25 protein-coding genes are annotated in these 25736 nt (G+C 56.4%); 10 read left to right on the top strand and 15 right to left on the bottom strand.

The window, feature by feature from the left end; all coding sequences use genetic code 11:
• Positions 1-199: 199 nt before the first annotated feature.
• Positions 200-913, top strand: a complete 714-nt coding sequence (locus MGEO_RS02845; RefSeq protein ID WP_143746212.1) for a DUF6639 family protein — start codon at positions 200-202, stop codon at positions 911-913.
• A gap of 294 nt (positions 914-1207) precedes the next feature.
• A complete protein-coding gene (locus tag MGEO_RS02850) occupies positions 1208-1648 on the top strand; it encodes a YybH family protein (RefSeq protein ID WP_158090960.1) in 441 nt (146 codons plus the stop codon).
• Positions 1649-2110: 462 nt separating this feature from the next.
• On the opposite strand, the gene MGEO_RS02855 is transcribed toward MGEO_RS02850, so the two are convergent.
• The 4 genes from MGEO_RS02855 to MGEO_RS02870 form a co-directional block, all read right to left on the bottom strand.
• Positions 2111-2860 (bottom strand): hypothetical protein, encoded by a 750-nt coding sequence (locus MGEO_RS02855; protein ID WP_085635165.1) that lies wholly within the window; start codon positions 2858-2860, stop codon positions 2111-2113.
• 296 nt (positions 2861-3156) lie between these two features.
• Positions 3157-3567 carry a c-type cytochrome gene (locus MGEO_RS02860; protein WP_106299099.1) on the bottom strand — a complete coding sequence of 137 codons (411 nt, stop codon included), beginning with the start codon at positions 3565-3567 and terminating at the stop codon, positions 3157-3159.
• 414 nt (positions 3568-3981) lie between these two features.
• On the bottom strand, positions 3982-4377 hold the full coding sequence (locus MGEO_RS02865; RefSeq protein ID WP_233139546.1) for a c-type cytochrome: 396 nt from the start codon (positions 4375-4377) through the stop codon (positions 3982-3984).
• Between the two features lie 176 nt (positions 4378-4553).
• Complete coding sequence (locus tag MGEO_RS02870; protein ID WP_085635167.1) at positions 4554-4889, bottom strand: hypothetical protein; 336 nt, start codon at positions 4887-4889, stop codon at positions 4554-4556.
• A 240-nt stretch (positions 4890-5129) separates the two neighbouring features.
• Here MGEO_RS02870 and MGEO_RS02875 point away from each other — a divergent pair, with 240 nt between their 5' ends.
• From MGEO_RS02875 to nadE, 3 genes are all read left to right on the top strand, one after another.
• On the top strand, positions 5130-5600 hold the full coding sequence (locus tag MGEO_RS02875) for a c-type cytochrome (RefSeq protein WP_198948070.1): 471 nt from the start codon (positions 5130-5132) through the stop codon (positions 5598-5600).
• Positions 5601-5778: 178 nt separating this feature from the next.
• Positions 5779-6243, top strand: coding sequence for an asparagine synthase-related protein (locus tag MGEO_RS21510; RefSeq protein WP_198948071.1), 465 nt, complete (start codon positions 5779-5781; stop codon positions 6241-6243).
• 2 nt (positions 6244-6245) lie between these two features.
• Positions 6246-6758 (top strand): NAD(+) synthase, encoded by a 513-nt coding sequence (gene nadE, locus MGEO_RS21515; protein ID WP_198948072.1) that lies wholly within the window; start codon positions 6246-6248, stop codon positions 6756-6758.
• A 259-nt stretch (positions 6759-7017) separates the two neighbouring features.
• On the opposite strand, the gene MGEO_RS21520 is transcribed toward nadE, so the two are convergent.
• The 3 genes from MGEO_RS21520 to MGEO_RS02890 form a co-directional block, all read right to left on the bottom strand.
• The gene (locus MGEO_RS21520; protein WP_170102883.1) at positions 7018-7176 is read right to left on the bottom strand and encodes a hypothetical protein; all 159 of its coding nucleotides are present in this window, start codon (positions 7174-7176) and stop codon (positions 7018-7020) included.
• 115 nt (positions 7177-7291) lie between these two features.
• Complete coding sequence (locus tag MGEO_RS02885; protein WP_085635168.1) at positions 7292-8218, bottom strand: sulfurtransferase; 927 nt, start codon at positions 8216-8218, stop codon at positions 7292-7294.
• 691 nt (positions 8219-8909) lie between these two features.
• The gene (locus MGEO_RS02890) at positions 8910-9746 is read right to left on the bottom strand and encodes a cytochrome-c oxidase, cbb3-type subunit III (protein WP_085635169.1); all 837 of its coding nucleotides are present in this window, start codon (positions 9744-9746) and stop codon (positions 8910-8912) included.
• 352 nt (positions 9747-10098) lie between these two features.
• On the opposite strand from MGEO_RS02890, the gene MGEO_RS02895 reads away from it, so the two are divergent.
• The 3 genes from MGEO_RS02895 to MGEO_RS02905 all read left to right on the top strand — a co-directional run bounded on the left by MGEO_RS02895 (position 10099) and on the right by MGEO_RS02905 (position 11582).
• Entirely contained in the window at positions 10099-10302 is a 204-nt protein-coding gene (locus tag MGEO_RS02895) for a YgaP family membrane protein (protein ID WP_085635170.1), read from the top strand.
• A gap of 187 nt (positions 10303-10489) precedes the next feature.
• Complete coding sequence (locus tag MGEO_RS02900) at positions 10490-11143, top strand: DUF6639 family protein (protein WP_143746213.1); 654 nt, start codon at positions 10490-10492, stop codon at positions 11141-11143.
• A gap of 223 nt (positions 11144-11366) precedes the next feature.
• Positions 11367-11582: a YgaP family membrane protein gene (locus MGEO_RS02905; RefSeq protein ID WP_233139547.1), complete on the top strand. Its 216-nt coding sequence runs from the start codon at positions 11367-11369 to the stop codon at positions 11580-11582.
• An 812-nt stretch (positions 11583-12394) separates the two neighbouring features.
• Here MGEO_RS02905 and MGEO_RS02915 read toward each other — a convergent pair.
• Together MGEO_RS02915 and MGEO_RS02920 are read right to left on the bottom strand one after the other, a co-directional pair.
• Positions 12395-13807 (bottom strand): mechanosensitive ion channel family protein, encoded by a 1413-nt coding sequence (locus MGEO_RS02915; protein ID WP_233139549.1) that lies wholly within the window; start codon positions 13805-13807, stop codon positions 12395-12397.
• Positions 13808-14087: 280 nt separating this feature from the next.
• On the bottom strand, positions 14088-14606 hold the full coding sequence (locus MGEO_RS02920; RefSeq protein WP_085635175.1) for a hypothetical protein: 519 nt from the start codon (positions 14604-14606) through the stop codon (positions 14088-14090).
• Between the two features lie 530 nt (positions 14607-15136).
• On the opposite strand from MGEO_RS02920, the gene MGEO_RS02925 reads away from it, so the two are divergent.
• Positions 15137-15817, top strand: coding sequence for a sugar transferase (locus tag MGEO_RS02925; RefSeq protein WP_233139551.1), 681 nt, complete (start codon positions 15137-15139; stop codon positions 15815-15817).
• Between the two features lie 48 nt (positions 15818-15865).
• Positions 15866-18046: a GumC family protein gene (locus MGEO_RS02930; RefSeq protein WP_085635176.1), complete on the top strand. Its 2181-nt coding sequence runs from the start codon at positions 15866-15868 to the stop codon at positions 18044-18046.
• Between the two features lie 54 nt (positions 18047-18100).
• Here the strand turns inward: MGEO_RS02930 and MGEO_RS02935 are convergent, their stop codons facing one another.
• From MGEO_RS02935 to MGEO_RS02960, 6 genes are all read right to left on the bottom strand, one after another.
• Complete coding sequence (locus MGEO_RS02935) at positions 18101-19474, bottom strand: polysaccharide biosynthesis/export family protein (RefSeq protein ID WP_198948073.1); 1374 nt, start codon at positions 19472-19474, stop codon at positions 18101-18103.
• Between the two features lie 47 nt (positions 19475-19521).
• A complete protein-coding gene (locus MGEO_RS02940; protein ID WP_233139553.1) occupies positions 19522-20091 on the bottom strand; it encodes a YjbF family lipoprotein in 570 nt (189 codons plus the stop codon).
• 23 nt (positions 20092-20114) lie between these two features.
• Positions 20115-22163, bottom strand: coding sequence for a YjbH domain-containing protein (locus MGEO_RS02945; RefSeq protein ID WP_158090964.1), 2049 nt, complete (start codon positions 22161-22163; stop codon positions 20115-20117).
• Positions 22164-22433: 270 nt separating this feature from the next.
• On the bottom strand, positions 22434-23402 hold the full coding sequence (fcl, locus tag MGEO_RS02950; RefSeq protein ID WP_085635179.1) for a GDP-L-fucose synthase: 969 nt from the start codon (positions 23400-23402) through the stop codon (positions 22434-22436).
• Positions 23403-23407: 5 nt separating this feature from the next.
• The gene (gene gmd, locus MGEO_RS02955) at positions 23408-24532 is read right to left on the bottom strand and encodes a GDP-mannose 4,6-dehydratase (RefSeq protein WP_085635180.1); all 1125 of its coding nucleotides are present in this window, start codon (positions 24530-24532) and stop codon (positions 23408-23410) included.
• 15 nt (positions 24533-24547) lie between these two features.
• On the bottom strand, positions 24548-25288 hold the full coding sequence (locus MGEO_RS02960) for a glycosyltransferase family 2 protein (RefSeq protein ID WP_085635181.1): 741 nt from the start codon (positions 25286-25288) through the stop codon (positions 24548-24550).
• Between the last annotated feature and the right edge of the window lie 448 nt (positions 25289-25736).

Consider the following 25736-nt stretch of genomic DNA (forward strand, 5'->3'; position numbering starts at 1 on the left):
ACGGCTCCCGGAACATCGCAGGATAGAGTTGGTCATGCAGCTTGAGCACTTTCAACAAAGGCTGGATGCTGCAGGTCCGGAGCAAGCCACGAAACGGGTGCCTTGAATTCCATACCCCTGTGGCGCTCTGAAATCTCTGCGCCATGTGGCGAATGCTGCGCCGTAAGGAAAAACGATTGCCGACGGATATGGAAAATCCATGAGAAGAGACGCTTCCCTAGCGTCCGCAATCGTCATGTCCATGACGATGTCGCTGGCTGCGCAGGAAAATGGTTTGACGGCTGACGACCCACCGGCCTTTCAATGCCCGTCTGGCCATTTGGAAGTATATGCAACAGATCCCGAATTGGCGCGCCGCATTTGCGACATTGAGAAACAGACAGCCCCGACCCTCGCCGCCTGTGGCATGTCGGATCGTACACCGCTCAGTCTTTACGTGGTGCAGCGGATCGAAGCGGCAGGACCTCACTGTCTTGGTGCGTATATCTGCGAAACCGATGAAATTGCCGTTGTTGCCCCAGAGCAGCTTGCCACGCTCGAAGTGCTGTCTGACATCTACCGCTCCATGGATGCGGCAGTCCTGTTTGACAGCCTTGTGGTGCATGAGATCACCCACGCGCGGTTGACCAAGGCGCTGCAGGGCGAGGAACTCAGCGTCGCTTCCCATGAATACATTGCTTACGCTATGCAGATGGCATCGTTGCCCAGCGCCGTTAGACAAAGCTTGGAAGACGTCCGCGCCGAGGGTCCAGTGGACCGTTCGGCCATAAACGAATTGACACTCTTCTTTGGTGGACCCGATGCCTTTGCGCCCTTGGTCTGGCGGCACTTTCAGACAGACGGAAACGGATGTGATTTCGTAAAATCGCTGATCGATGGAACCACCATATTGGGTCTGCCGCCGGACAGCTGAGACGAGGTCGCCTGCGAGACCCCATCATCGCCCTGCCCCGCGCAGCGCAGACCAGGCTCATGCAGCTGAATAGGTGGGATCTCATCCGGATAGGAGGTTGCAGAACCACATCACGTGTCTGCATCTCACAGTCCCTTAAGCAACTTGTCCCACCTGGAGACCACGCAGGTCGCCGCCTGTGACAGTCTCCGCCCGCCGAGCGGGCAGCGCCCGGTTTGATACATGTCAAACACGGAATGTTTCGAAACACATATACTCTCCAGAGTGTGGAGAAATCCTGGGGAGGAGGGATCTATGCAAGAGCTATCACACAAGACCATGGCTGCGCTGGCTTTCGGCGCGTCACTTGTTCTGCCGACGCTGGCGGTATCGGATGGCATGTCCGATGAAGAAGCGATCCTGGGGATCTGGTCGACATACACGGAGGCACGGGTCGACGGTGATGCGGAGACTTGGCTGAGCCTTTGGGACAAAGAGGGCATCCGGATGCCGCCCGGTGTTCCAGCGGTTGACTATCAGACCTTTGCGCCGGGAACCGCGAAGCGGTTTGCCAATCCGCCAAAGTCGATGGACATCAACTCCGAAGAAATCGTCATTGCAGATGAGTGGGCCTACTCGCGCGGCACGTTTACGGTCAACGATGCAGTGGAGGGGAAGTTTCTGACGATTTTCCGCCGTCAGGATGATGGATCGTGGCGGATCTATCGTGACTCGTTCAGCATGAATAGCGAGTGATCGGCACGCCCCCCGGGTCAGCACGATCCGAACGGTGGGGCAGTAATAATTGCCGATTTTAAGACGGCTGGTGGCACCGCAGGGTGGTCTTTCCTGTCCCGAAGACCATCTCGGTGCCACCAGTGTCTTTTTGTTACCGCGGTCTCTCTTGTGTGGCTCTGACCTTAGTCAGAACGCCGTCAGCGCGGAAGCCATGACGGTCCTGCCACTGAACGCACTCCCGAAATCGCGGCAGCCAGTCGGGTGCGCAACACGGTCTACCCGCAAGCGGCGAGCCATTGTGAGAGCATGTTTGTCAGGGCGAGCAGGCTTTTTTCGGGGGTGTGGGAAATGCACGCTGTCCCTCGAATCACCGATGGGACTGCGTAATCTGAGCGGGAGCGTAGCGTTGCTGCAGTGCGAGGAACCCCAGACATGGGATCATCGCCTTTTGTTGAGGAAGCCTGCGGCACATCGCGGTTCTCAGTCCCAGAGGGTGTTGAACAGCAAGTCACCGCGAATGATCCGGTCCACGAGATCCGAATCTGCACCCTCCTGGTCGAAATGCATCCACGCCATGGCAGCAAAATGGATGGGGGAGAACTGCAGCAGGGACGCACTGATCTCATCGAAGACAATCGGGGCTGCAATTTGGGCCTTCTCGAGGATCCGGATGCGGTCCGCCTCGGGCAGAAGGTCCAATTGGATGGAATAGGCCAGGTACTCATGAGCAACCCGCGGCAGGAACCGGCCCGAGCTGTGCTGGTCGATATGCGCATGCACAAGCTCATGGACCAGAACTGTCTCGAACAGCAGATCCGGCTCCATCTCGGCAAACCCGATCGAATGAGCCGTTTGATCCTGCAGGCAGCTTCTGGACAGGATCTGCAGCTTCTTCTCCATGGCATTATACAGGCCGACGCAGACACCCTGAGCCACATCCAGCGCGCTGGTGATCTCGACACGGGCAGGCTCAAGCATTTCGAAACCCAGTTGCGCGAGCCGGGCATGTGTCTTGTCGATGATTGCGCAGGCCAGATCGGCCTCCTGCGGATCCTCTGCAGAGACCGAGAACGCACCACTGTGACAGGAGACGACAGGCGTTTCGGCCAGCGCAGGCCGGGTCAGCACACTCAACAGGCAGAGAGTCAGAGTGAGGGCTCTGAAGCCGTCCATCACCACGGAGCGTGCCGGCAGGATCGGGGGTTTGATATCGGGGGTCAACCGCTGCATTTGGGCCTTACTTTAGGGTCTGAACACAGGGCAATCGAGGGGCAACCGGGCCTTTGCAGGCATAAGACACCTCTTTTGGCGGGCACATTTGTGCCAAAAACCAAAGACAGATGCCTCCCACCAGCTACACGTGCGCACAGCCACAACCCAAGGCAGCTCATGCACTGTCCTGGGCCAGATTATCTTGGACCAAAACGCGCGACAGGGCCGAAGAGGCTGCTCACGGAGGAGACGCAGAGCGAGCAGCCTCTGGCACATGATGTTTTTGCGCCAGGGCGCAGGGGAAAGGACCGATGTTACTCCTGGATGGAGGACAGGTATTCCACCAAGGCCAGAACCCGATTCAAGGCGTAGGCGCGCGCTTCGGTCCAGGAATAATGGGCTGTCGGGTCATCCTGCATCTCGGTCATATACCGATCACCCCAGATCGGCATATCCCGTCCGCCATGGACAGCGACATCAGCCGTGCCATCGATAATCGCGTACACATCCGCGATGGGGAATACCCCCCCGTTCATCTTGCTCAGGACAGTGAGGTCTGGCGGCGTGTTCAGGAGCTGTGAACTGACAGGTCCATCTCCTTTGCCATCCTGTCCGTGGCACACCGCACAGGAGTTGGAATATTCGATGGCCCCGAGATCTTGCGCATTGGCAATAGATCCAAGCAGCACCACCAGCCCGCAGGCCAAAACTCCCCTTTTCAACATGGAACACCTCCCATTGGTCTTCAGTTAAATCCAACGTCGCAGAACCGACCGACAACTCTTGAACACCCGAAAAACCCAACCTGACATATGCGTCGCCCAGCGACCGCCCGCCTGTCACAGCTGGCACGGCGGAGCTGTGCACTTCGACGGCCACGGCGTCTTGGTAAACGCCCGCGCGTCTGGTTCGACATCTCGCCCCCAAATCAGGCCCAAATCAGGCCATGTGACAGGCTGTGCGCATCCCCCTGGGCGCAGAACGACAGGCAAGACCTGCCGGCCCCTCAAACCGGGCGGCACGACACATCCCGCACCCGATATCCGAGACGCATGCCTTTGGGCACCCACGACAGGTGTCGCGGCAGAGACCCTCCGGTAGCTCGACGCAAAGCGCTCTGCCACCGACCTGTTGCCGACCTATTCCTGGATCGTCTCGAGATAATAGGTCAGCGATAGAATGCGCCCGAGGGCCACCATCTCTGCCGTTTCCCCACTCCGGCTGGTGGCTGAGGCTTGAAAGCGGTCCCCCCAGACCGGCATCTCGCTCCCATGCACCGGGATCACGTTTCTCCGGTCAATCATGAACAGCGTGTATTCAAACGGGAATTCACCATCATTTCGCGCGGCCAGCGTCGTGAGATCCGGCGTATGGATGTTCAACAACCCCGCCAAAGGACCATCACCCTTCCCGGATTCGCCATGACATCCGGCACAGGCAATCATGTATTCCTTTTGGCCGGAACTCTCCTGCGCGTTTGACGGCAAGCATGACAAACCCAAGAAAACTGATGCTACGAGAATACCAAACTTCATTTTGACATCCTTCCCTTGTTGATATCGACGTCACCTGGCTGAATGGACACCCTTCACGCCATGCGCGCTGAGTGCCTGTGGTTTCGGGACTCACCGGAAACGACGGGTTCGGCGTTTCCGGGATCAGGAGACGCGGCAGGCAAGAGACCGTGCCCGCATCGACCCCGCACCGGTCGCTATTTTTGAATGGACTCGAGATAGAGCACGACGGAGAAGATCCGCCCGGCAGCGATCTCCAGGGCGTCCCCGGGAGAGACACCGCGGTCTTCCAAAGTATCCGCCAGGAAATAATCACCCCAGACAGGCATCTCGGAATCCCCGTGCCCTGGCTGGTCCATCCCCGCTGCGATCAATTCGTAGACATCCGAAAACGGAAAGGACCCACCGGCGCGCGCAGCCAGAGTCGTCAGATCCGCTGGCGGCACCTTGAAGAGCTCGGCAATCTCACCACCGCCGGATGCATCCGGTCCATGGCACAGCGCACACCGCGCGGTAAACGTGGATTTGCCCAATGTTATCTCAGATTCCTGTGCCTGTACCTGCGCAATTGGGGCAGACAGACATATCGCTAGTACAACGGCTTTGGCTCGGTTCATCATCAATCCTCCCTTTGTGTCGAGCTCAAGACCTCCAATCTTGAAGTCGACCCATTGAAGGGTACCGCGCTCAAAACATAGTGACATTGAGATATGTCAAAGCGCGTCAGGACCTGAGTCCCTAGCATCACCAGACTTTTATGGGAGGTGCAAAAAATGCCGGAACGCAAAATCAACGTCACCACGCTGTCGCCGAATTTGGGGTCAGGCCTGCGCGCACTCTGTTGTCTTGCGGCGCTTGCTGTCGCGCCGATCTCCGTGTCTGCCGAGGAAGACCTCATTGGCGCTGACGAATATGAGGCGGCCTGTTTGGCGTGTCATGGGGTTGGCGGCAAAGGCGATGGCCCGATGGCAGAATACCTGTCGGTCACACCTTCGGACCTGACGGCAATCGCCAAGAACAATGAAGGTGTGTTTCCGCTCCTCGAAATCTTTCAGATCATCGATGGCCGCACGGAACTTGGAGCCCATGGCGTCCGGCATACGGAAGGCTGGGAAATGCCCATCTGGGGGGATCGCTACAAGGAACAGGCCGGCAGCAAATACGGCCCATACGGGAGTGAGCAGGCGGTTCGGGCGCGGATCCTCGAACTGGTCTTCTATCTCCAGGCCATCCAGCAACAGTAACACGCCACCTCGACTGCGCTGCGGGACAGATACCGCGACGCGCGGCGGTCACGTTTGACCGTCGGGGTCGCCTTGGACCAGCGCCAGGGTGGGAGGATTTCGGCACCCGGCCGAAGTTCTCGATTTTGGCGTGAGGAGAGCACTGCCCAATCAGGATGCCCCGTTCGGAGACATATCTATGAGACCTCTTGAGATTGATGCCGATCGAGCCATCGAGGCCATCTGCAACGCCATCTCCGAGAAGGTCACGCGCGACATGTCAGAAGGTGTCATACTCGGGTTGAGCGGCGGGCTTGATTCCTCGGTTTTGGCCGCCCTTGCCGTCAAGGCCCTTGGCGCCGGGAAGGTGACGGTTGTCTATCTCTTCGACCGCGACAGCGATGCCGGAATTGGCCGCAACGCCCGGCTGATGGCGCAGCATCTGGGTCTTGAGCTGGAGATCCTGGATATTTCGGAGGAGATGAAAAACTCCCAGGTCTACAAACCGCTCTTCATCAAGCTGTTAAGACTCTCTCCCCTGATCGCAAAACTCAGCGCCGGGAGCTATCGCGTCATTTGTGGAGAGAGCCCGTTTAAATCGACGCTGCGTGTTGGGCGCGGGGAACATCTCAGCCCGTGTACAAAAGACTCCTCTTTGGAATGACGATGCATCATGTCGATTCCGGCTTTGCAGCCCGGCACAAATATCGCCGTGTGTTGCTTGAGCGCTTGGCCCTGGAACGCAAACTGTCCCTCATTGGCGCAGCCAACCTCTCGGAATGTGACGTGGGCTGGTTTGTAAAAGACGGTATCGACGATCTCCCGTTTCAACCCTTGACTGGCCTTTACAAGACACAGGTACGCCAATTGGCGAAGGCGCTTGCGCTGCCCTCGGAGATATCCACGCAACTTCCCTCGCCGGACATGGCGAAAGGTGTGACCGATGAGTTCGGGATTGGACATGACTACAGCGTGGTGGACCAAGTGATCGACGGGGTCGACAGAGGCCTGACCGCTCAGGACATCGCCAAGCTGGGCATTCCCCTGGGCGAGATCACCGATATCCAGGAGCTGATGCAGCTGTCGGATTGGAAACGCCAGTCTCCGCATGAGGCGCCCCCCGTCGATGGGAAACTGGCCGGCGGGCTGAGACGGACGACAGAAGGCCAAGGCTCTTAGCTGAGACCAGGATTGCCGTTCTGCGGATCCTCGCAGGACGCGAGAGTCCGGGACAGGTATGCGCCGTGGTGGACGGAGCATTCAAGACATCCCGGCGGACAGATGACCCGCGATTGCGGGATCCCGCAGCAACAGAGTCTGGCTGAACGCAACGGCGGGACATGGACTGCGACACGCCCTGCACAGATCTCAGCGAAGCGCCGGCCATGAAGCCGGATCCGCCATTCTGAGCGGATCCGGGTTGTGCAAGGGAGCGTGTTTACGCGCCCGGGATCACGCTGCAGTCACTGGCATCCATGTCAAGGACAGGGTCATTTGGACCACACTCCTCTTCGCTCACCGGATATGTCCCTGTCTCGGTACATCCTGTGATCGCGAAGATCAGTGCCAGCAGGGCGGAATATGCAATATGTTTCATAGTGGTTCCTTTTTCAGTTTGAGGTCAGGAAAGAGCAGAGACCGGGGGAGATCCGCGCGACGCGGCTTTGATCGGGCAAAGCTCCGAGAGCCCAACAGCGCCCGAGCAACATGGATCAGAACGTCACCTTTTGGTCTGTGATGTGCCCCGTGTGAGTCCACTCGGCCATCGACCCATCAAAGAGCAGGGCGTTTTTGTTGTTCAGCAGCTCATGGCTCACAAACCAGCCGATACTGGCCAAGTGGCCTGTATTGCAGAAGTTGATCTGTGGATCCGTGAGGGACACTCCGGCTGCCGCATAGAGGGCCGCGAGAGCATCGGACTCCCGGAACGACCCTTTTGCATCAACCGTCAGCCAGCTGTGAGGAAGATTCACCGAGTTCGGGATGGTCCCGGCGGTTTTGGCAGCCCCTGATTTTGTAATGCCCAAGTGGAAGTCACGGGTGCGATTATCGACCGGCACCACACCTGTCGCCACCATGATCTCGACGTCGTCCGCGGTGAGAAGCATGTGCTCTCTTGGCTTGGCGACAAAGGACGCCGAACCCCTATCGACCTTGCCTTTTTGCAGGGGGTTGAGAGGGATCTTCTTGTCATCCAGCTCCTTGAGATAAGCGGCCATGCCGCCATCCAGAATGGAGAGCTCATCATGGCCCAAATAACTCAAGGTCCAGTAGACTCGGGTCGCGGCACCCATGTCCGATGAGCTGGTCCCGCCAGGGATCAGCACGATATGATCGTCGTTCGAAACACCAATCCTCCCGAGATGCGCCGCAATCTGCTCCGGCTCGCGCACCAGCCCCCGCACCTGTCCAACCTTCATGCGCCACTGGTCCTTGGGACCACCATATTGGGTATGCACGGCGCCAGGAATATGGCCGTCCAGATACGCGCCCCCACTCCGCAGATCGACAAACACCACATCTTCGCTGTCGAGGTTTTCCGTCACCCATGCCACATCAACCAGAGGGTCGGCCGCATGGGCAAAACTCGCAAGGCTAAGCGCTGCAGCGGTGACTGCCAGGGATAGTGGATAGGTCATGGTGTCCTCCCGTCAGGATGCGAGGAGATGGCAAGACTTCAGGCCACGTGACGCAACGACCGAACAGCAAACCCTCGCACCAGCAAGCTTCCACGTTCGAAAACCATTGTTGTTGATATGAATCAAAACGGAGAACCGGCGCTATCCCAGTCCTGGGTATGGCAGGACGGTTTTTGAGCCCTCCATGAAGAGCGGATGCGCGGGTTTCGCCGTCCTGGACGCTTGGCCGGTTCGCCGGTGCATCCAAAACCGGTCTGAACCTGGGCGGTTTGGGTGTTTCGGGAACCCAGGTCAAGGGATAGGGAGATGCGTTCAGCCCTAGCCGTGCTTCATGAGGCGCCCAGTGTCGTTCCCCGGACAGGTCACGGGTAACCCCGCCTTAGGAGCATGGACGAAACCATCAATCACAGCCGGGAACACCTCGACCGGTGCGCGCGCGTGCCGCGCGAACTGCGGCTTGGCAAACACCGGTTTGAGGCCAAGCGTCACAAGCTGAAATCAGGCTTGGAATGGAGTCCAGAGAGTGTCGGCCTTCACGGCTCAAGCCTTCTGGGGCAAATGTCCTGCACCTGCGCATGCACAGCGCAGGACGCCCTGAAGCGCGATCGACCCGACGCGCGGCGATCGGACCCAAAGACCGAGCTGGTGAGTCATGGCCGCGATTGGAAACCGCGGCCAGAGCAGAGAAGCGCTATTCCGGATCCGGGAGAGGCGGCAGTTGCCGCAGATACAAAACAACAGCGTCCAGATCTGTTTCGGTCATCGAGGCATAATACCCATATCCCATGGGAGGCATCATGGGACTGCCATCCGGTCGCTTGCCCTGGGTGATCATCATCTTGATCTCGTCGTCCGTATACCCTGCGAGACCGTCCTCATGACTTGTCAGGTTTGCGGAAACCGAGGTTCCCCATGGCCCATGAAACGGAAACCCGCCAGCGCCAAGATGTGTATCCAGCATCGGGCCCATGGGACCCGGCGTCGAATGGCATTCCACGCAATGAGCAACCGGGCCTGCAAGATACTCCCCATATTCGACAGTCACAGCGGCAGGGATGGCGGCGACGCTCTCGATGGGCGGGCCATAGGCCGGTGGGAGGGGAATATTATAGGTCGAGAAAGGTGTTGTATTGTCACTTGCAGGGACGGTCCGGAGAAACATGACGATCGACATGAGATCATCGTCTGAGAGACCGCGATACAGTCCAATCGGCATCGGAGGTCCAATAACAGAGCCATTAGGTCGGATACCCTCCCGGATGGCGCGCGCAAGTTCTGCGTCAGTCCATTCCGCAACACGGCTCCCCGGCGTAATGTTGACAGCCCAGGCCTCGAACGCCTCTGACTTCTCCACCATGAATCCGCCGAGCTCATTTGCCATATCGGGTCCGTTTGGACCCTGCGGTGTGTGACAATTGCCGCAGGCCGCTGGCCCGCGAACCAGGTATTCACCGCGCTCCAGGCTGGGCTCAGCCGAAACCGCGATGGGCAGCACCATGACCAGGGCTGCAAGTAGATCGTTTCGCATAGATGGTCCCCCGTTTCGTGAGGCACGCTTGTTTTTGATATAGTCTGCGCGCTCTCTGCTCTCATGCTACCCGATCCTGGCGGTTTCGCCTAATCCCGCGTTTCCCGGCCTCGGCCAAAGCCCGACACCAATCTCGACATGGCCGCACCTCTCACCCGCTTTTGGGAGGTGATGGACCAAAACAGACCAATCCCACCTCCAGCAGCCCCTCGAGACACATGAGACGGGGGCGCTGCCTTGACCGATAACCCAACCGCGCTGCTCGTTCAGAGGATAGGACCGGCTGAAATAGAGCTTGTCACAGAAGCTTCTTTTGCGATTATTGAGACATGCACGAACAGGGAGGTCTCAAATGACCGTAGAACGTTCAATCCTTTTGATCGTTGGTGTTGTGGTTCTTGGCAGTGCACTTCTTGCAGCGTTCCATAACCCGAATTGGCTTTGGCTGACGGGTCTCATGGGTGCACACCTGATCCAGGCATCGTTTACGGGGATGTGCCCCGTTGTCATGACATTGAAGAAACTCGGGCTTCCCACGAAAGCCGGATTTGCGTGACGTCCTGTGTCGAACGACGCGGTTCGGCGCTTTGGTCAGAATGGGGCACATGCGCCAGGCTTTGAGCGATTGGCGCAGAACTGGTTCTGTGCAACGGCGTCACTTCATATCCAAGCTGTCTCCCGAGCAGAGTCAGCAAGGCAGGTCCAACAGGCGACGAGTGTGGAAAACCGGGATCTGCGCGGCCTTGGCCAGTCTTCTGGTTTCGTCGGTTTACGCCGATGACCTCCAAACCTGTTCAGATAGGCAGTTTTCTGTCGAGGCGCCAAATGACGAGTTGCTTGAAACGCTCTGTCACGCCGCACCGCGCATCCGGGACACGCTTTCAGACTGCGGGCTGACCCAGACGAGACCCTTGACGATCAAGGTTGTGGACGAGTTGAGCCACAAGATTGGAAACTGCCTCGCGTGGTTTGATTGCGATCACGACTCCATCCGGCTGACCAATCCCGCCCGTTATCCAGAGGTTATTGACCAGGACAGCCCCTATGCCACGCTGCCAGCGGATGTCTTGCTGGAAAATGCGCTCACGCACGAACTGGTGCATGCCCTCATTACGCAAAGTGCAAATGGTCGCGAAGTATCCCTGATTGATCACGAATACATTGCGGCCGCACTTGAGCTCGAATTGATGGAGCCTCAATGGCGCGATGTGTTGATTTCTGCAGCTCCCGTGTCGCTGCCGCCAAAAACTGGGCTGATCGACATTTGGATCTATGGGCTGGAGCCCCGCAAGTTTGCGACCAATGCATGGCAGCATTTCAGTTTGCAGCAGAACGGTTGCGGATTGGTGGAACGCATCGTTCAAGGGGACGAGACACTGTCCCGGAGTTCACGATAACGGACCCCGACAACGGCCTGTCCACGCGACGGGAACGTGACATCGCAGGGGCACATGCCTGATGCCCACGACATGCCTTCAGCGCCGAGTCACGTCCGGAGGTGATGTCGAGGCCCGACGCGGACAGTCCCAAACCCCTGAGCGATCGCGTTGACCCACATCAACGCAATCACGTCCCAAAACACGTTTACTGGGCACGTGTTTCAAAAGGGGGGACATGCAGATGGCAACCGGAAAAGCGGGGCGTGTTGGACCACTGGATCGGATCATTCGGCTGATCCTGGCACTGGTACTTCTAGGGTTTGCACTATTCTGCCCATTTGCACAGGCGCTTGGGCCCGTTGTTGTTTGGATAAGCGGGTTTCTGGGGGTTGTGCTGTTTATGACGGCGTTCATCGGTCGATGCCCCATCTATCAATTGGCGGGCATGCACACGTAAAGATCCGGCAAGGACAAACCTCACACGTCGAGACCCAAGAACGAATAGTCCGCCGGTGACGCCTTGGCTGGTTGCCGTGACCGCGTCCTGGCCTTTAATGACGCCTCAATAGCGCGGGTACTGTTGACGCAGAGTAGAGCCCGATCAACCCGTCGCTGCGGGCACCAGAAAAGTTATGGAGACGGAAAATCCGGTAGAAAGGTCAGCATTGCTCACTTGATTTATGTGCGTTCTGTGGGACGCTTCTTGCGTTGCGGACTCATCGGTCCGAGCTCCCAAGTGAAGGGGCCTGCGCCCACCCCACCTCTTTCCTAGGCGGAGGCCCCTTCTTCATCGGTGCGGTTTTTTGCATGAGGACGCCCTAAAGACATGCGGCATCGAAGGTCCGCTGAAGCAAGTGCAAACAGAAATGCCTGGGCCCGAATGTGCGAAAGGCGTTCACAGCATTGCATTGATGTTGATCAAATCCCGATCCCGGACAGGATGGCACACTTCAGCGTCAACAAACCCGCAATCTGGAGGTCACGCGCGTCATGACAGGCATGAAGTATGTTTGGAAGATCACTGCGCGCGGCGACCAGGGAAGCACGGAACGCCCGCCGTGCTACGCCTATGCAGGCAGCATGCGGGAGGCCTTGGAATTGGCGGGTGAGCCCGATGCCATTGCGACACCTCAAGTTGGTCGAGAATGGCACAGCCTCATGGACGGTCGGCGCGTTTGGCGTGAAGAACCCTAATTGTGGCCGACAGTTTCAATTAGGGAGCACCTGGTCGCGTTTTGACCTGTGCGCGCGAGGTCCACTGACACGTGCTCATGACGAGTCTGCCCGGGACGCATCCGTGCCATGGTGATGAATATGAACATCCCGTTGCGGATACGGTATCGAGATCCCGGCCTCGTCAAATTTTTCCTTTATTTGTTGTGTCAGGTCCCAATAAACCGTCCAGTAGTCAGCTGTCTTGCTCCACGGCCTGCAGATGAAATTTACCGAATTATCCGCCAGTTCATGTACGCGAATAACAGGTTCCGGATCGGCCAGAACCAGGGGATGGGCGGTCACTGTCTCTTTGATGACGTCTAGCGCATCAGAGATGGAGTCCGCGTAGGAAATACCAAACAACAAATCGACCCGGCGTGTTGTGCTTGCAGTGACATTTGTAATGACGTTCCCCCAAACATTCTTGTTCGGGATCACGATCACCTGGTTGTCGGGCGTGACCACTTTGGTAGCAACGATACTGACGGATCGCACAGTACCAGCCACACCACCAACATCGACATAATCGCCCTCATCGAATGGCCGGTTGATCATGATCATCAGTCCACTTGCGAGATTTCCAAGCGTGTCCTGAAACGCAAACGCCAAAATGAACGAAGCACCACCAATCAGGGCGAAAACGGGTGTGATATCGATCCCCATGGCAGACAATACCACCAGCAGACCAAACGCCAGAACCAGCCAGTAGACCACCGTCGCGAGAAAGGCCTGCAAGAGCTTGGAGAGATTTGGAACACGGCCCATCATCCGCTGACTTGTGCGCCGGCTCACTCTTGCAAACAAGAGCAACCCTAGGAGTGCAACGGCAAGTACGGCCCCGTTCAGCCCAACCGAAATGCCACCTTCGCGATCCATAAGCCAACTCAAAGTCTCGGACACGAGAGTTTCAAAATCGGTGTTCCGTGTTTCGTCAATAATGACCGAGGACCGATACGCCCGATACTCCGCGACCAGAGATGGATCACCGCCCTTCTTTTCCAGGGAGGAGATGACCCTGCTGTATTTGTCGAACAGTGCCTTTCTCTCAAGGACCAGCGCGGACAGGTTTTGGCGAGCCGCATCTTCGACACCCTGATCCGTCCGCAAGATGGTGATTTGTGCGGCCATCACCTCTTCTGTCGCTGCGCGTACAGTTTCCAACCAGGTTTCCGCGAGACTTTCCAACTCGGATTTCGTGAGGGGGATCAGTCGCAGTTCAAGCTCGTTTAGGGGAATATTCGGGTCCAGTATGTCGCGCGAAAGACCGGGTTCGGAATTGGCCGCATTATCATCGACAACCTGCTCCGAATTGGCACCCGTTGTCCTGCTAGCATCGCCCTCTGAGAGAGTTTCCTGGGCCGGCACTGCGACTGTTGAGAGCAAGAGAACACAGGTCGCAAAAAGACCCAGCATACAGGCAAGCACCCAAGACCCTCTCGTGACCACGTTGCTCTGGATGGATGTCATCTGCTGTCCCCCTCGTCGACGTCTCGAAATCACAGACTGTCGCCATCTGAGAAGAAACGCAATTTTTGGCAAACCAGCGAGTAACGGAGAAAAGCGAGCAGTTGTCTCGACAGCGACAAACACCCCCAAAAATGGCGCAGACTGCGAAGATCTTTGAGATTGATGAACCGGGCCGAATCCGATGAACACGGCGCCGGGTCACTGGTCTCGAAAAGGTGTCAAGAGAGACACACGTCAGACGTCGAGGTCGACATGTGTCACGTCTTGCCGAAGATTGCGTCTACTGGGTGTCGGACGTGGCCGTCGAGTTGCCCATGGCTGCTGCACCCAGAAGCAACGCGGCGACACCACCGACCACCGTGGGTGTGAAACTGCCTGCGACAACCGCGCCTGCAGCTGCGCCCCCGGCTGCAACTGTACCAGGCGGGCAGGTGCCGACAACGGCCGCGGCCGCCGAACATTGAACGCGGATCTCTGAATTCGTTTCGAAACGCGCGCTGATGATCGCCCGGTCTCCGCAAGCATTTTGACTGCGGGCGATTTCGTACGCGCGACGCTCAGACTCCGATGCTCCCGTAGCAGCGACGGGAATGCATTGCGCGCCAGCCACACCTTCCGCGCAACGAACACCGACGCGCCCATCCTCGAGAAAGCGCGCCGACACGATCAAATCGTTCTGACCTTCACCACATGCTTCCTGAGCTTGGGCGATGGCCAAAGCCTCAGCATTGGATTGAGCAAATGCACCCGTGGCCGAAACGGTCAAGGCCATCATGGCGGCGAGGAAGGGGCTTTTCATAGTGGACTCCGGTTCTGACGACGACACAACTTTGCGGGTAGATAACATGATTAAACTGAGCTGCCAAAGATCAAGTGAAAAAATCTCGGATTTCAGGCGTCATCTCATGACCTCCGCAATAATATGTATAAATGAAAAGCCGTTTCGGTCAGCTTGGAAAGCAGTGGCAGCACGTCTACACATGGAAAGGACTTCGAGCCTTGTTGGACATACCTCCGCATCTCACAAAACTGGCAAGATACTCCTGATTTTCTCAGAGAATCAGTGATAATCGCGGCTTGTGTATGATCTTTTTGGACTTTTGCGGGCAGTCTTCTTTGTTTGACTGCGCTAGCGTCGCCGAAACCGTGATCCGTTGGAGTCTTTTTGTAACTGCAATAATTGGCTAGGCACGCATCGCAAAGAGATACAGGCCGCGTTGAATGACCAAAATTTGGTCGACGGGCAAGTTATCGCCCTGTGACTCTTATCAGTGTGACAATATGGATTGAGCGTTGGAGGCAAAACCAGTATCGTTTTAGTTGTAGATATTGGCAGACATTTCACGTGAACGGTGGGGGTTCATTGTGTTCGACAGTTTGATGGACGATGTCGCGGGTTTAGCGACGTCGAAGAGGCGCAGCTCTTTTGTATTCAAGGCGTTCAAGCGGCTGTTTGATTTGTTCGTCAGCCTGATGTTGCTGCCTCTGCTCGCCGCGTCCGCGCTTGCGATTCTTGCACTCAATCCGCTGCTCAACCGTGGGCCTCTGCTGTTCAGGCAGCAACGCATGGGACGGCACTGCCAACCCTTTGTCGCGTACAAATTCCGAACGTTGCTCCCCTGCACGTTGTCGCACAGAGATGTAAATGACCCCCTCGAACACCATCGCATTACAAAGCTTGGCAAGTTTCTGCGACGCACCCGGCTTGATGAGCTGCCCCAGATCATCAATGTGCTGAAGGGGGAAATGAGTCTGATTGGACCGCGTCCTGACTACCTGCCGCACGCCCAAGTGTTTTTGAAGGACATTCCAGGATACCGTGAACGTCACGAAGTGCGTCCGGGAATCAGTGGGCTGGCTCAAACGGAAATTGGCTATGTGCAGGGTCCGAGTGACACGCGCCGCAAGGTGCTGGCAGACCTCTATTACATCAGAAATTCCGGCTTCCTGCTGGAGTTTTGGATCGTATGGCGCACCTTGTTGATCGTCTTTGGAGGAAAAGGTTTGTAGGTTCGGAACAGCGACTTTGTCGAAACACGGACCAAGTCGCGCTTACATGTGAGATCAGCAGTAGGAACACAGATTTTGTTGCAGGACTACGCACGCGCTGGACGCAACCAGAAATCCGAGCATATCGGAGACGACGAAATCGATCTCCTAGAGCTGTTCGGGTCGCTCTGGCGCGGCAAATGGATCATTTTGCTCTGCGCCTTGCTGGCGGGTCTTGGTGGCGGCTACTATGCGTTCCAACTTGCGGTACCGAAATATTCTGCGCAAACAACTCTCGCCATTCAGGTTGGTGGCTCGCAAATTGTCGATATCGACAGCGTGTTTTCAGGTGTCTCCGCCGACACCGTGTCTCTGAACACGGAAATCGAGGTCATCAAATCGCGCAAACTGGGAGAGCAACTCGTCAGAGAGCTCAATCTCACAGCGGATGCCGCATTTAATCCCTATCTCGCGGACACGGGGCCAGCCTTCTACGAACCGTATCTCGAACCCTATCTGAAGGATTGGTTCGGCTTCGAATTTCCGGAAGAGCCGACACCGACGGAGTTTCAGCAGTTCGATCGCACAGTCGTTAACGCGATGAGCGCGATCAGCGCGTCGTTACAGCGTGATACCTACGTGTTCACGCTCTCAGCCAAAACGGTTGATCCGCAGAAATCCGTCTTGCTCGTGAATACGCTGGCTCAGCTCTACATCGCGGACCAGATCGCCGTGAAATTCGAAGCCACTGAAAATGCGGTCACCTGGCTTTCTGAGCGTGTTACCGAGTTGGAAATTGAACTGAAAGAAAAAGAAGACGCCATCAAGGATCTCCGCTCCAGGTCAAACGTGGTCAATGCAGAGGTCCTTGCAGGATTAAACCAGCAAGCAAACGATATTCAGGACCGCCTGCAAAGCCTGCGTGAGACCGCGGAAGGAGCAACAACCCGTCTGGAACGTTTGCGAGCTCTTCAACTCGATGGATCGCCGGAAGAAATCCTGGAAGCCTTTCCCGACCCGGTACTTCAGAGGCTTTACAACGATCTGAGCGATGGCGGTCCGCAAAGGTTGACTTTGTTCGATGACCGTTTTGCACTGCTCGTGGATCGGGAGGCCACAGACACGCAACGTGCCCTGACGCAGGCCGAGTCCCTGTCTGCATCTTATGACGAGCTTCAAACCCGGATTGCCCTGCAGACGCAGGATCTGATTGATCTACAGCAATTGGAACGCGAAGCGGAAGCAACGCGCATTCTCTACGATACATTTCTAGCGCGTCTGAAAGAGACAACTGTTCAACGTGGGTTGCAGGAGGCCGATGCCCGAGTGCTCTCACCTGCGATAAATGGCGTTTACGTTGAACCACGCAAGTCACGGATCGTGGCACTCTCGCTGATCCTGGGCAGCATGCTGGGGGTCGGCATTGTCTTGCTGCAGCAGTTTTTGCACAATGGCTTCCGGACCGCCGAGGATCTGGAGCGCCACACCGGTATCGGTGTTATGGGTCAAATTCCGCGGATCCCGATTTCAAAACGCGAAGCCCTTATTCCCTATCTGAATGACAAACCCACATCTGCAGCCTCAGAGGCCGTCCGCAACCTGCGCACGTCGGTGATGCTGTCAAACATTGACCAGCCACCCAAGGTCATCATGTCGACCTCGTCGATTCCGGGCGAAGGCAAGACCACGCAGGCCATCGCATTGGCCAAGAATTTTGCGACTTTGGGGCGGAGTGTTCTCTTGATTGAATGCGATATCCGGAGACGAACCTTCAGCCGATATTTCAAAACCGCGCCTGATTGCGGGATCGTCTCGGCTTTGTCACGTCGTCGACCCCTGGATGAAATCGTCTTTCATGACAAGGCATTGTGCGCAGACGTGCTTATGGGAGAAAAGAGCTCGGTGAATGCGGCAGATCTCTTCAGTTCCGACCGCTTCCAGGAGTTTATTGGGAACGCCCGAAAATCCTACGATGTCATCATCATCGACACGCCGCCCGTCCTTGTGGTTCCCGATGCTCGTGTCATCGGCCAGGCTGTTGATGCAATTATCTATTCGGTGGCGTGGGACAAGACCGCCAAGGCCCAGGTGGACGAAGGTCTGCGTCAACTGGCAGGCGCCAATCTCAAGGTTGCTGGATTTGTTCTGTCTCAGATCGACCCAAAAGGCATGCAGCGCTACGGCTATGGTGGTCGCTACAGCGCCTATGGGGCCTATGCCAAATACGGCAAACATTACTACGACACATGAAAAAAGCGGGCCCCGAAGAGGCCCGCTTTTTTATCGTTTTGAGGAAGTTTTGGTTTAGTTGCCCGCAGCGTTTGCCGTGCTGATTGCTGCCCCAACGAGGCCAAAGGTTTGCTGGAGCGACCGGCCCCATTTTGTTACCGGCTGCTCTTCGATGAAGATGATGTCATTGGGGCGCATCTCCATGCGAGCCGCCAAGGTCAGGTTCACCGCGTTGCTGGCATCCAGATGCCATGCTGTCACCGCACCAAATTCCGCAGGGTTTTCCGAGGCACGCAATACGTAAATGTGCCGTGAGCTTCCGGTCGCATTGCTGTAACCGCCACTGTCATAGAGCGCATCGGCAAGGGTCGCTGTCTGACCATAAGGAAGCGCAAAGCGACTTTGCTTGGCTACCTCTCCTGTCAGATAAACATAATCCCGCTCGACGGCACCGTATTCGGCTCGTGCACCAAAATTCGACCGTTGTTCGTCCAAAGCCGCCCGCCGAAACCCAACTTCAGCCTGCAGCTCAGCCAAAGCCTGTGTTCTGGCCTGGTTTCTCTGGGCAATCACATCGAGACGCTGTTGGTAAAACAGCAAGGCTTGCTCGAGATCGTAGGTGGTATCGACATACACGGCATCACCATCGAGAAGGATACGCCGTTGCAGGGAGGCATCCGCAAAATAATCCCGAATGGGAATTTGGTAGAGCGTCCCGTTTCGGTAGATACGGATGGAGCCAAACTCGTCATTTGCCAGTTGAACCCCACCGGCAGCGGCCAGTGCTTCGCCGAGGGTCAGGGGCCGGAGCGTGATGGGTATCAGGGTTGAGCTGCCTACGGCGCCACCGATCACCACGCGCTGCGAATTAAATTCCGAGACTTCAAGACTGAAGGCAGGATCGACCTGGTTCCGAACAAGGATCTCAAAAATCCGGGCCTCCGCTTCTTCCACCGTCAAGCCGGCGATATCGATCTGTCCGATTTCCGGAATGGCAATGCGGCCATCATCCCGCACCGTGTAGCCCTGCCGCCGGTTCTGGGCCGCAAGAAGTCCGGTCAGCTCTTCGACGGTTGTTCCAACGGATTTCGTGGCGAGAAGAACGACGTCACCGACCCCGATCCGGTATGTTTCCGGAAGGATTTGCGGCGGCGGGCGCAGCTGCAATGTGCCCGGTGTTTCCTCCGGGACGAAGGGTTCTTCCGGAAGGGGTCCCCCAAACCGCAAAGACCCTCCTCCCGCTGTCTGGTAGAAGGCTGCCGGAAGAGATTTAGGTGTGTAGGACGAGCGGTTCGCCACCAGCACACTTTGTGCCGTGAGCGGGATTTCACGGACGGCTACGCCGGCGCCCGCGTCTTTTACAGTCGGGCTATGGTAGGTAATGCCGCATGCCGTTGTCACAAGAGCTGTGCTCAACAGCGCGATCCCAAGATAATTTCGGCGCTTCATACTCGACCCTCAATTCCGATTCGACGTCGGCGTTCCATCGCGAAAACTTAACGGATGACCCGCTCGGTTTCCACGTAACCAACGCCCGGCGAGACCCATTGGCGTGATTTCAGAACCAAGCCGTTGCTATTTCGCCAGTATGTATTCTCGATCTGCCGCTCATCGTTGATGCAGGCTTCTGTGATGCGTGTGGCAGTGACAAGGCGATTTCCGACAGGTGTTTGGACGGATTGTGTGTCAGACCTGCGGCACTGAAACGTCATGAAAAAGCTTTGGTATTCGCCATTCATATAACCATTGATCCGCGGCGCCCACGCGAGTGCTCCGCCATTTACCGCCGCGATCGACTGGGTTGCATCAGCTCCCATGAGGTCATCACCCAGACCACGCGTCGAGACGATCACGCCTTGATCGAATGAAAACGTTGCGTTGTCTGCCGTCCGCCATGTGACAACGCTGCCGATGCGGGCAGCTTCAGTGGCAAAGCCCTGCGCACCGAGCACGGGAACAGACACTTGGAGACTGTCACGGGTGGCTGTCCCGATCACGACCTCTGAACCACCAAGACCCGCAAGTGATGTGAGCTGAGAACACGCGCCAAGGATCGTAGCAACCACGAGACTTATGAAAGACCGCCACATCATTTCCAGAACCGCCCCCATCCGTTTTGTAGTTCCGGTTTATGGAGCTCCCGCACGGTCTCGTAGAGACGGTCCGACACATTCAAGCGCGCACCGCCATCACGCTGCACCGGGCGCATCGTGTAGGTCAGTTTGTCTGTATTAGGTTGCCCCGTGACCGTGCTGATCGGAATCTCGAACCGCAGACCTTTGTCGAACGAGCCTTCGCCAAAATCATCAAAGCTGACATCGGTGAAAGTGGCAAACGCCCCAACTTTCCAGCCGTTTTTGAACTCACGATCCAGTGTAAAGGTGGTTCCCCAATCTCCGGCGAGATAGCGGCCAACATCGAGCTGGGAATGAAACCCGTTGCCCATATCCCAATATCCAGAGACATGGCCGGTTGCGACTTCATAATCCCTGAACCCAAAGAGCTGGTCGAAGTCACGTTGCTTGACGTAGTTGAGCTCAGCTCCCAAGGCGAACGGACTGTCGATCGGTTTCCAGAGCAGTTCCGTTGAAATCCCGCCAAACATCGGCTCCAGGTATCCGGCAGTCACTCGACCGTAAAGATCTTCGCCTGGCTTGAAGTAATACGCGCCTACCAACTCCGTGATCGCAGGATCCCCTTCGCGATCGTAGATGTTGAAATCCGAGCGCACTTTTTCGAGCACCGATGTAGAGGCACGGGTGCTTTCGTCGAGATTGCCAGCGAGTTTTTTGCGGACGGCACCGCGGAGTTCAAAACCAGGAGCAGGCTGGTATTTTGCAGCCAGTTCGAGGCCAACATCGACCCGGATGGGATCATCCGGGTCGAACAGACTTGGCGTCAGATAGGGGCGCAACTGCCATTCGAATTGCGGATACCGTCCAGAGATCGGCGATAGCGGCCCAGTGTCAGGTTCAATGGAGGCACGGGCAAAACTGCTCCAGCTATTGTCGTAGGTGTATTCGAGCTCTTCGAGATCTGAGCGGTTCAAGGTCACGGCCGCCCCAGAAAGTCCCGCGACAACAGGCACAATCGTAAATGTATCGACACCTGTTGGCACCGAATGGGTCAGTGCCCGCGCCGTTCGACCAACAACCTGCGCCATGTTCGGATACGTGGCGTTTTCAACCTCGATCCGGATGCTGCGCCCTGACGCCGAGAAGCCATGCAGCTTCAACCCGGACTGTGCAAGAGCAGCCTGAATCCTATTTTGGACACGGGTTTCTCCAATGGAGTCTACGCTCCATCCAAGAGAAGCTGCATTGCGTCGCGGCAAGACCGGCATCGGCGCACGATCAATCCCTGGTCCCCCACTGGGTGATTTGGGGTTGGTTGCAAATGTGGCCTGCACCCCGAATTCCGAGCCATAGAGATAATGCGCGCCGAGCGTGATGCCGGGGCGGTATTGGTAGGAAACACCGAAGTTGTAGGGTGACTTGCGTTCAAAGGCAGATCCATCCTCAAACGGATAAGCATCCGATGAGTATTCAGCGGTGATGGCGAGTTTCTCGGTCGCCTGCCACTCAATCCCGCCAAAGAACGCCGCGTTACCTCGGAAGAACTGGTCCGCTTCAACGGTTCCGCCTTTGCCAAAATCACGGGTTGGTCGTGTCTTCATCGCATCACTGAAGACGCCGAGTGGATTATCAAACCCGCCGACGCCTGCCAGACGACCCCAGCCCAAACCGCCGGTTACGCGAACACCACTTCCAAGCGTTTTGGTGGCAACGACATATTCAGAGGAATAGATCCCTGTTCCGAGAAAGTCGTTCAAGCCAACAGCTACAGCAGGCTGCCAAGTGTCCGGGTTTTCGTCGATCAGACGATATTGAAGCGAGAAGCTTCGATCGAAGAGTTCGGATCCTTCGCGCTGGAAGTTTTCAATATTTGAGTAGCGGAAACTCCCGGACAGGCGCGGCGTGATTTGGAACGTGATCGTGTTACGCGACTGGTTCTTGAAGTAACTGGACGTGAAGGCCAGTTCTGCATCCGGACGGCTCAACGCCGACGGCGTGTCGATCAGACCTGGATAGCCATAAGTATTGTATCCGGAATACGGCTCAGCCAGAGACTGGCCCAAAAACACGCCTCCAGACGCCACAACAAGAGTTGATCTGATCAAGTACCGCACTGCTGCCTCCGGAGAATCATTTTTCTTTGGGATTCTCTCCGCCTCTAGCGTCGTCTGTTCTATGCGCGCGCTCTATTGATTTCGACAGGTTTTCATGGACGAAATCTGATCGTTGCAAACGAGTCACGCAACGTAGTCCATTCGACTACGCCAAAAGACTAACACTGTGTCGGACGAAAGAACTGTCCAAAACAACTATTCGACGTGTCGCAGAAAGCCTCAGGCGCGAAAATCCTCCTGATGATCGAGGAACCAGCGGTAAGTCTCCCGAATTCCGTTTTCCAAGGGGATCTGGGCGGTCCAGCCCATATTGCTGAGCCGCGAAACATCCATCAGTTTGCGAGGCGTCCCATCCGGTTTTGATGGATCCGTCAGAATCTGGCCCGTGAAGCCGGTGACGTTGGCCACAAGTTTCGCTAGCTCAAGGATCGACACATCGGTTCCGGATCCAACATTGATATGGCTGAGCATGGGCTCCGTGTTGGCTTGGTAGGTCGATTTGTCGAGATCCAGAACAAAGAGGCTTGCCTCGGCCATGTCATCGACATGGAGAAATTCACGGCGGGGTGATCCTGTGCCCCAAATGGTCACGCTGTCGCGACCCTCTTCCTTTGCCTCATGAAATCGACGGATCAAAGCGGGCAGAACATGAGAGTTCTCGGGATGGAAATTGTCGCCCGGACCGTAAAGATTGGTCGGCATGACCGAACGGTAGTCCGTTCCATATTGCCGGTTGTAGCTTTCACAGAGCTTGATCCCGGCAATCTTGGCGATGGCATAGGGTTCATTGGTAGGCTCCAACGTCCCGGTCAGAAGCGCCTGCTCGGCCATCGGCTGATCTGCATGTTTGGGGTAAATACAGGACGAACCCAATTGCAGAAGACGTATCACGCCCGCAGCATAGGCTTCATGGATGACGTTACACTCCATCATCAGATTTTCGTAAATGAACTCGGCAGGGTAGGTGTTGTTGGCGTGAATGCCGCCCACCTTGGCGGCTGCCAGAATGACAACATCCGGACGTTGGGCCTTCAGGAAGGCGCGCACCTGCGATTGATCGGTCAGATCAAGCTCGGAATGGGTGCGGGTGATGATCGTTAGATCTTCGCCGGACGCTTTGCGCGCTTCCAATCGACGCAGGATTGCCCCTCCCACCATGCCCCGATGTCCGGCAAGATAGATTTTCATGGGCGTCACCCGTTTTCCAGGCTGACTGGAATGTCGTGCCCATGTGCCTTGAGAAACGCATGTCGCTGCGCAATCTTCAGGTCTTCGGCGACCATCTCGGCACACATTTCCTGCGTTGTAATCTCGGGCTCCCAACCCAACGCGGCCTTGGCTTTGGACGGGTCCCCAAGGAGTGTTTCGACTTCCGCCGGACGGAAATACCTCGGATCAATCCGCATGATCACATCCCCGGGTTTCACGGACGGAGACTTGTCGCTTGTCACCGAGACCACAGTCGCAATCTCATCGACCCCATCCCCAGAGAATTCCAGGGTGATGCCAAGCTCTTTCGCGCTCCATGTGATGAATTGGCGAACCGAGTATTGCTGTCCTGTCGCGATCACAAAGTCCTCGGGCGCGTCCTGCTGCAGCATCATCCACTGCATGCGGACATAGTCTTTGGCGTGCCCCCAATCACGCAGAGCATCGATATTGCCCATGTAGAGGCAGTCCTCCAAACCCTGCGCAATATTGGCGAGGCCTCTGGTGATCTTTCGGGTGACAAATGTCTCTCCCCGCCGCGGACTCTCGTGATTGAAGAGAATGCCATTGCAGGCATACATGCCATAGGCTTCGCGATAGTTTACCGTGATCCAGAAGGAATAGAGTTTCGCAACAGCGTATGGGCTACGCGGATAGAACGGCGTGGTTTCTTTCTGGGGCGTTTCCTGCACAAGCCCGTAGAGTTCCGACGTTGAGGCCTGGTAGAAACGCGTTTTGCGTTCAAGTCCCAAAAACCGGATGGCCTCCAAAAGGCGCAGCGTCCCGATCCCATCAACATCGGCGGTGTATTCAGGGGCCTCGAAACTCACGGCGACATGGCTCTGCGCGCCAAGGTTATAGACCTCGTCCGGCTCCGTTTCCTGCAGGATCCGGGTGAGGTTCGAGGTGTCCGTCAGATCACCATAGTGCAGCTTGAACTTTGGATTTGTCTCGTGCGGATCCTGATAAATGTGATCGATCCGCTGTGTGTTGAACGACGAGGCGCGGCGCTTGATGCCATGTACCTCGTATCCTTTATCCAGAAGGAATTCGGCAAGATAAGACCCGTCCTGCCCCGTCACGCCAGTGATCAATGCCCGTTTGCTCATCGGTCTCTGTCTACCTCAAAAGAACTGTTGGATTTTGGAGAGATTTTTCCGGGCCAAGGTGCCCAGGCCCCCGACCCCGTTGCTCCGGATCGCACGGTAGTCTTCCCGACTTTTCCGGAGGATCTTGCCCAGGGATTTGTTGCTTTCACCACCTACCCGCATTTTGACCATGACGTCCGGGATGTATCCCAGCTTGATCTGCCCTTTTCCCAGATATCGCAGCATGGCGTCGTAGTCTGCGGCAATCCGGTAAGATGTGTCGTAAAGGCCATACCTGTCAAAGACATCGCGCCTCAGATACACGGTGGGGTGCGGTGGCATCCATCCTTTGGACAGGCGGTCTTGACTGTATGGGCCTGAGCGCCATCGGCGGATGATACGGCTCGTGTCGTCTGCCGCAACATAGTCGAGATCGCCGTAAACGCCATCGAGATCCGGATTCGAAAGAGCCTCCGCCACAGCTGTCAGGACGTCAGTATGCGCGAACAAATCATCCGAATGCATAAGCCCGATGACGTCACCCTGCGCACGGCGAATGCCGCGGTTGATTGCATCATAGATGCCGTCATCCGGCTCGGAGGTAAGGCGCATCCTGTCGTTGGATATTTCGGCAATCAGGTCGACCGTTCCATCGGTGGAGCCACCATCTTGAATGACGTGCTCGACCTGAGCATAATTTTGTGAGGACACACTGCCGAGCGCCTGCGCAATGGTGGCCCGGCGGTTATAGACTGCGGTGACAACGGAGATTTTCAAAGGGGAAATTGGTTTGGCTGGGATTTGGTCAGATCAGGGATGAAGCCGTGACGTTAGTGCAGATACCAGGTCGTTTGAAGCCCATAATGGGGTAGAGATTGGCACTGAAGGCCATAGTATTTTGCCGGTCGCCCGTCCCTCATGAAGGAAAGGAATATCCTAATAACGCCCACTATCAGGTATTTGGACCATCTCACATCCTCTTTGACCACAACCCCGAAAAGAATTGATATTTCAGCGCTTTAAGCTCTAACCTTTCAACATCGCCAAATTCAACCTATGATTGATTTCTGGCTTTGTTTCGGGACATCGCCCTTTGCACACGGATTATGCATACCGCTCTTCACCAATGATATTTTGCGCCAATCTGGATAGAATCTGACAGTGCATTTGCAAAAGAGCCTTTAAAAATACTGACCTTGAGCACAGGATAATTTGGAGTACAGGT

It is taken from the genome of Marivita geojedonensis (genome assembly GCF_002115805.1).
Classification (GTDB): Bacteria; Pseudomonadota; Alphaproteobacteria; order Rhodobacterales; family Rhodobacteraceae; genus Marivita; species Marivita geojedonensis.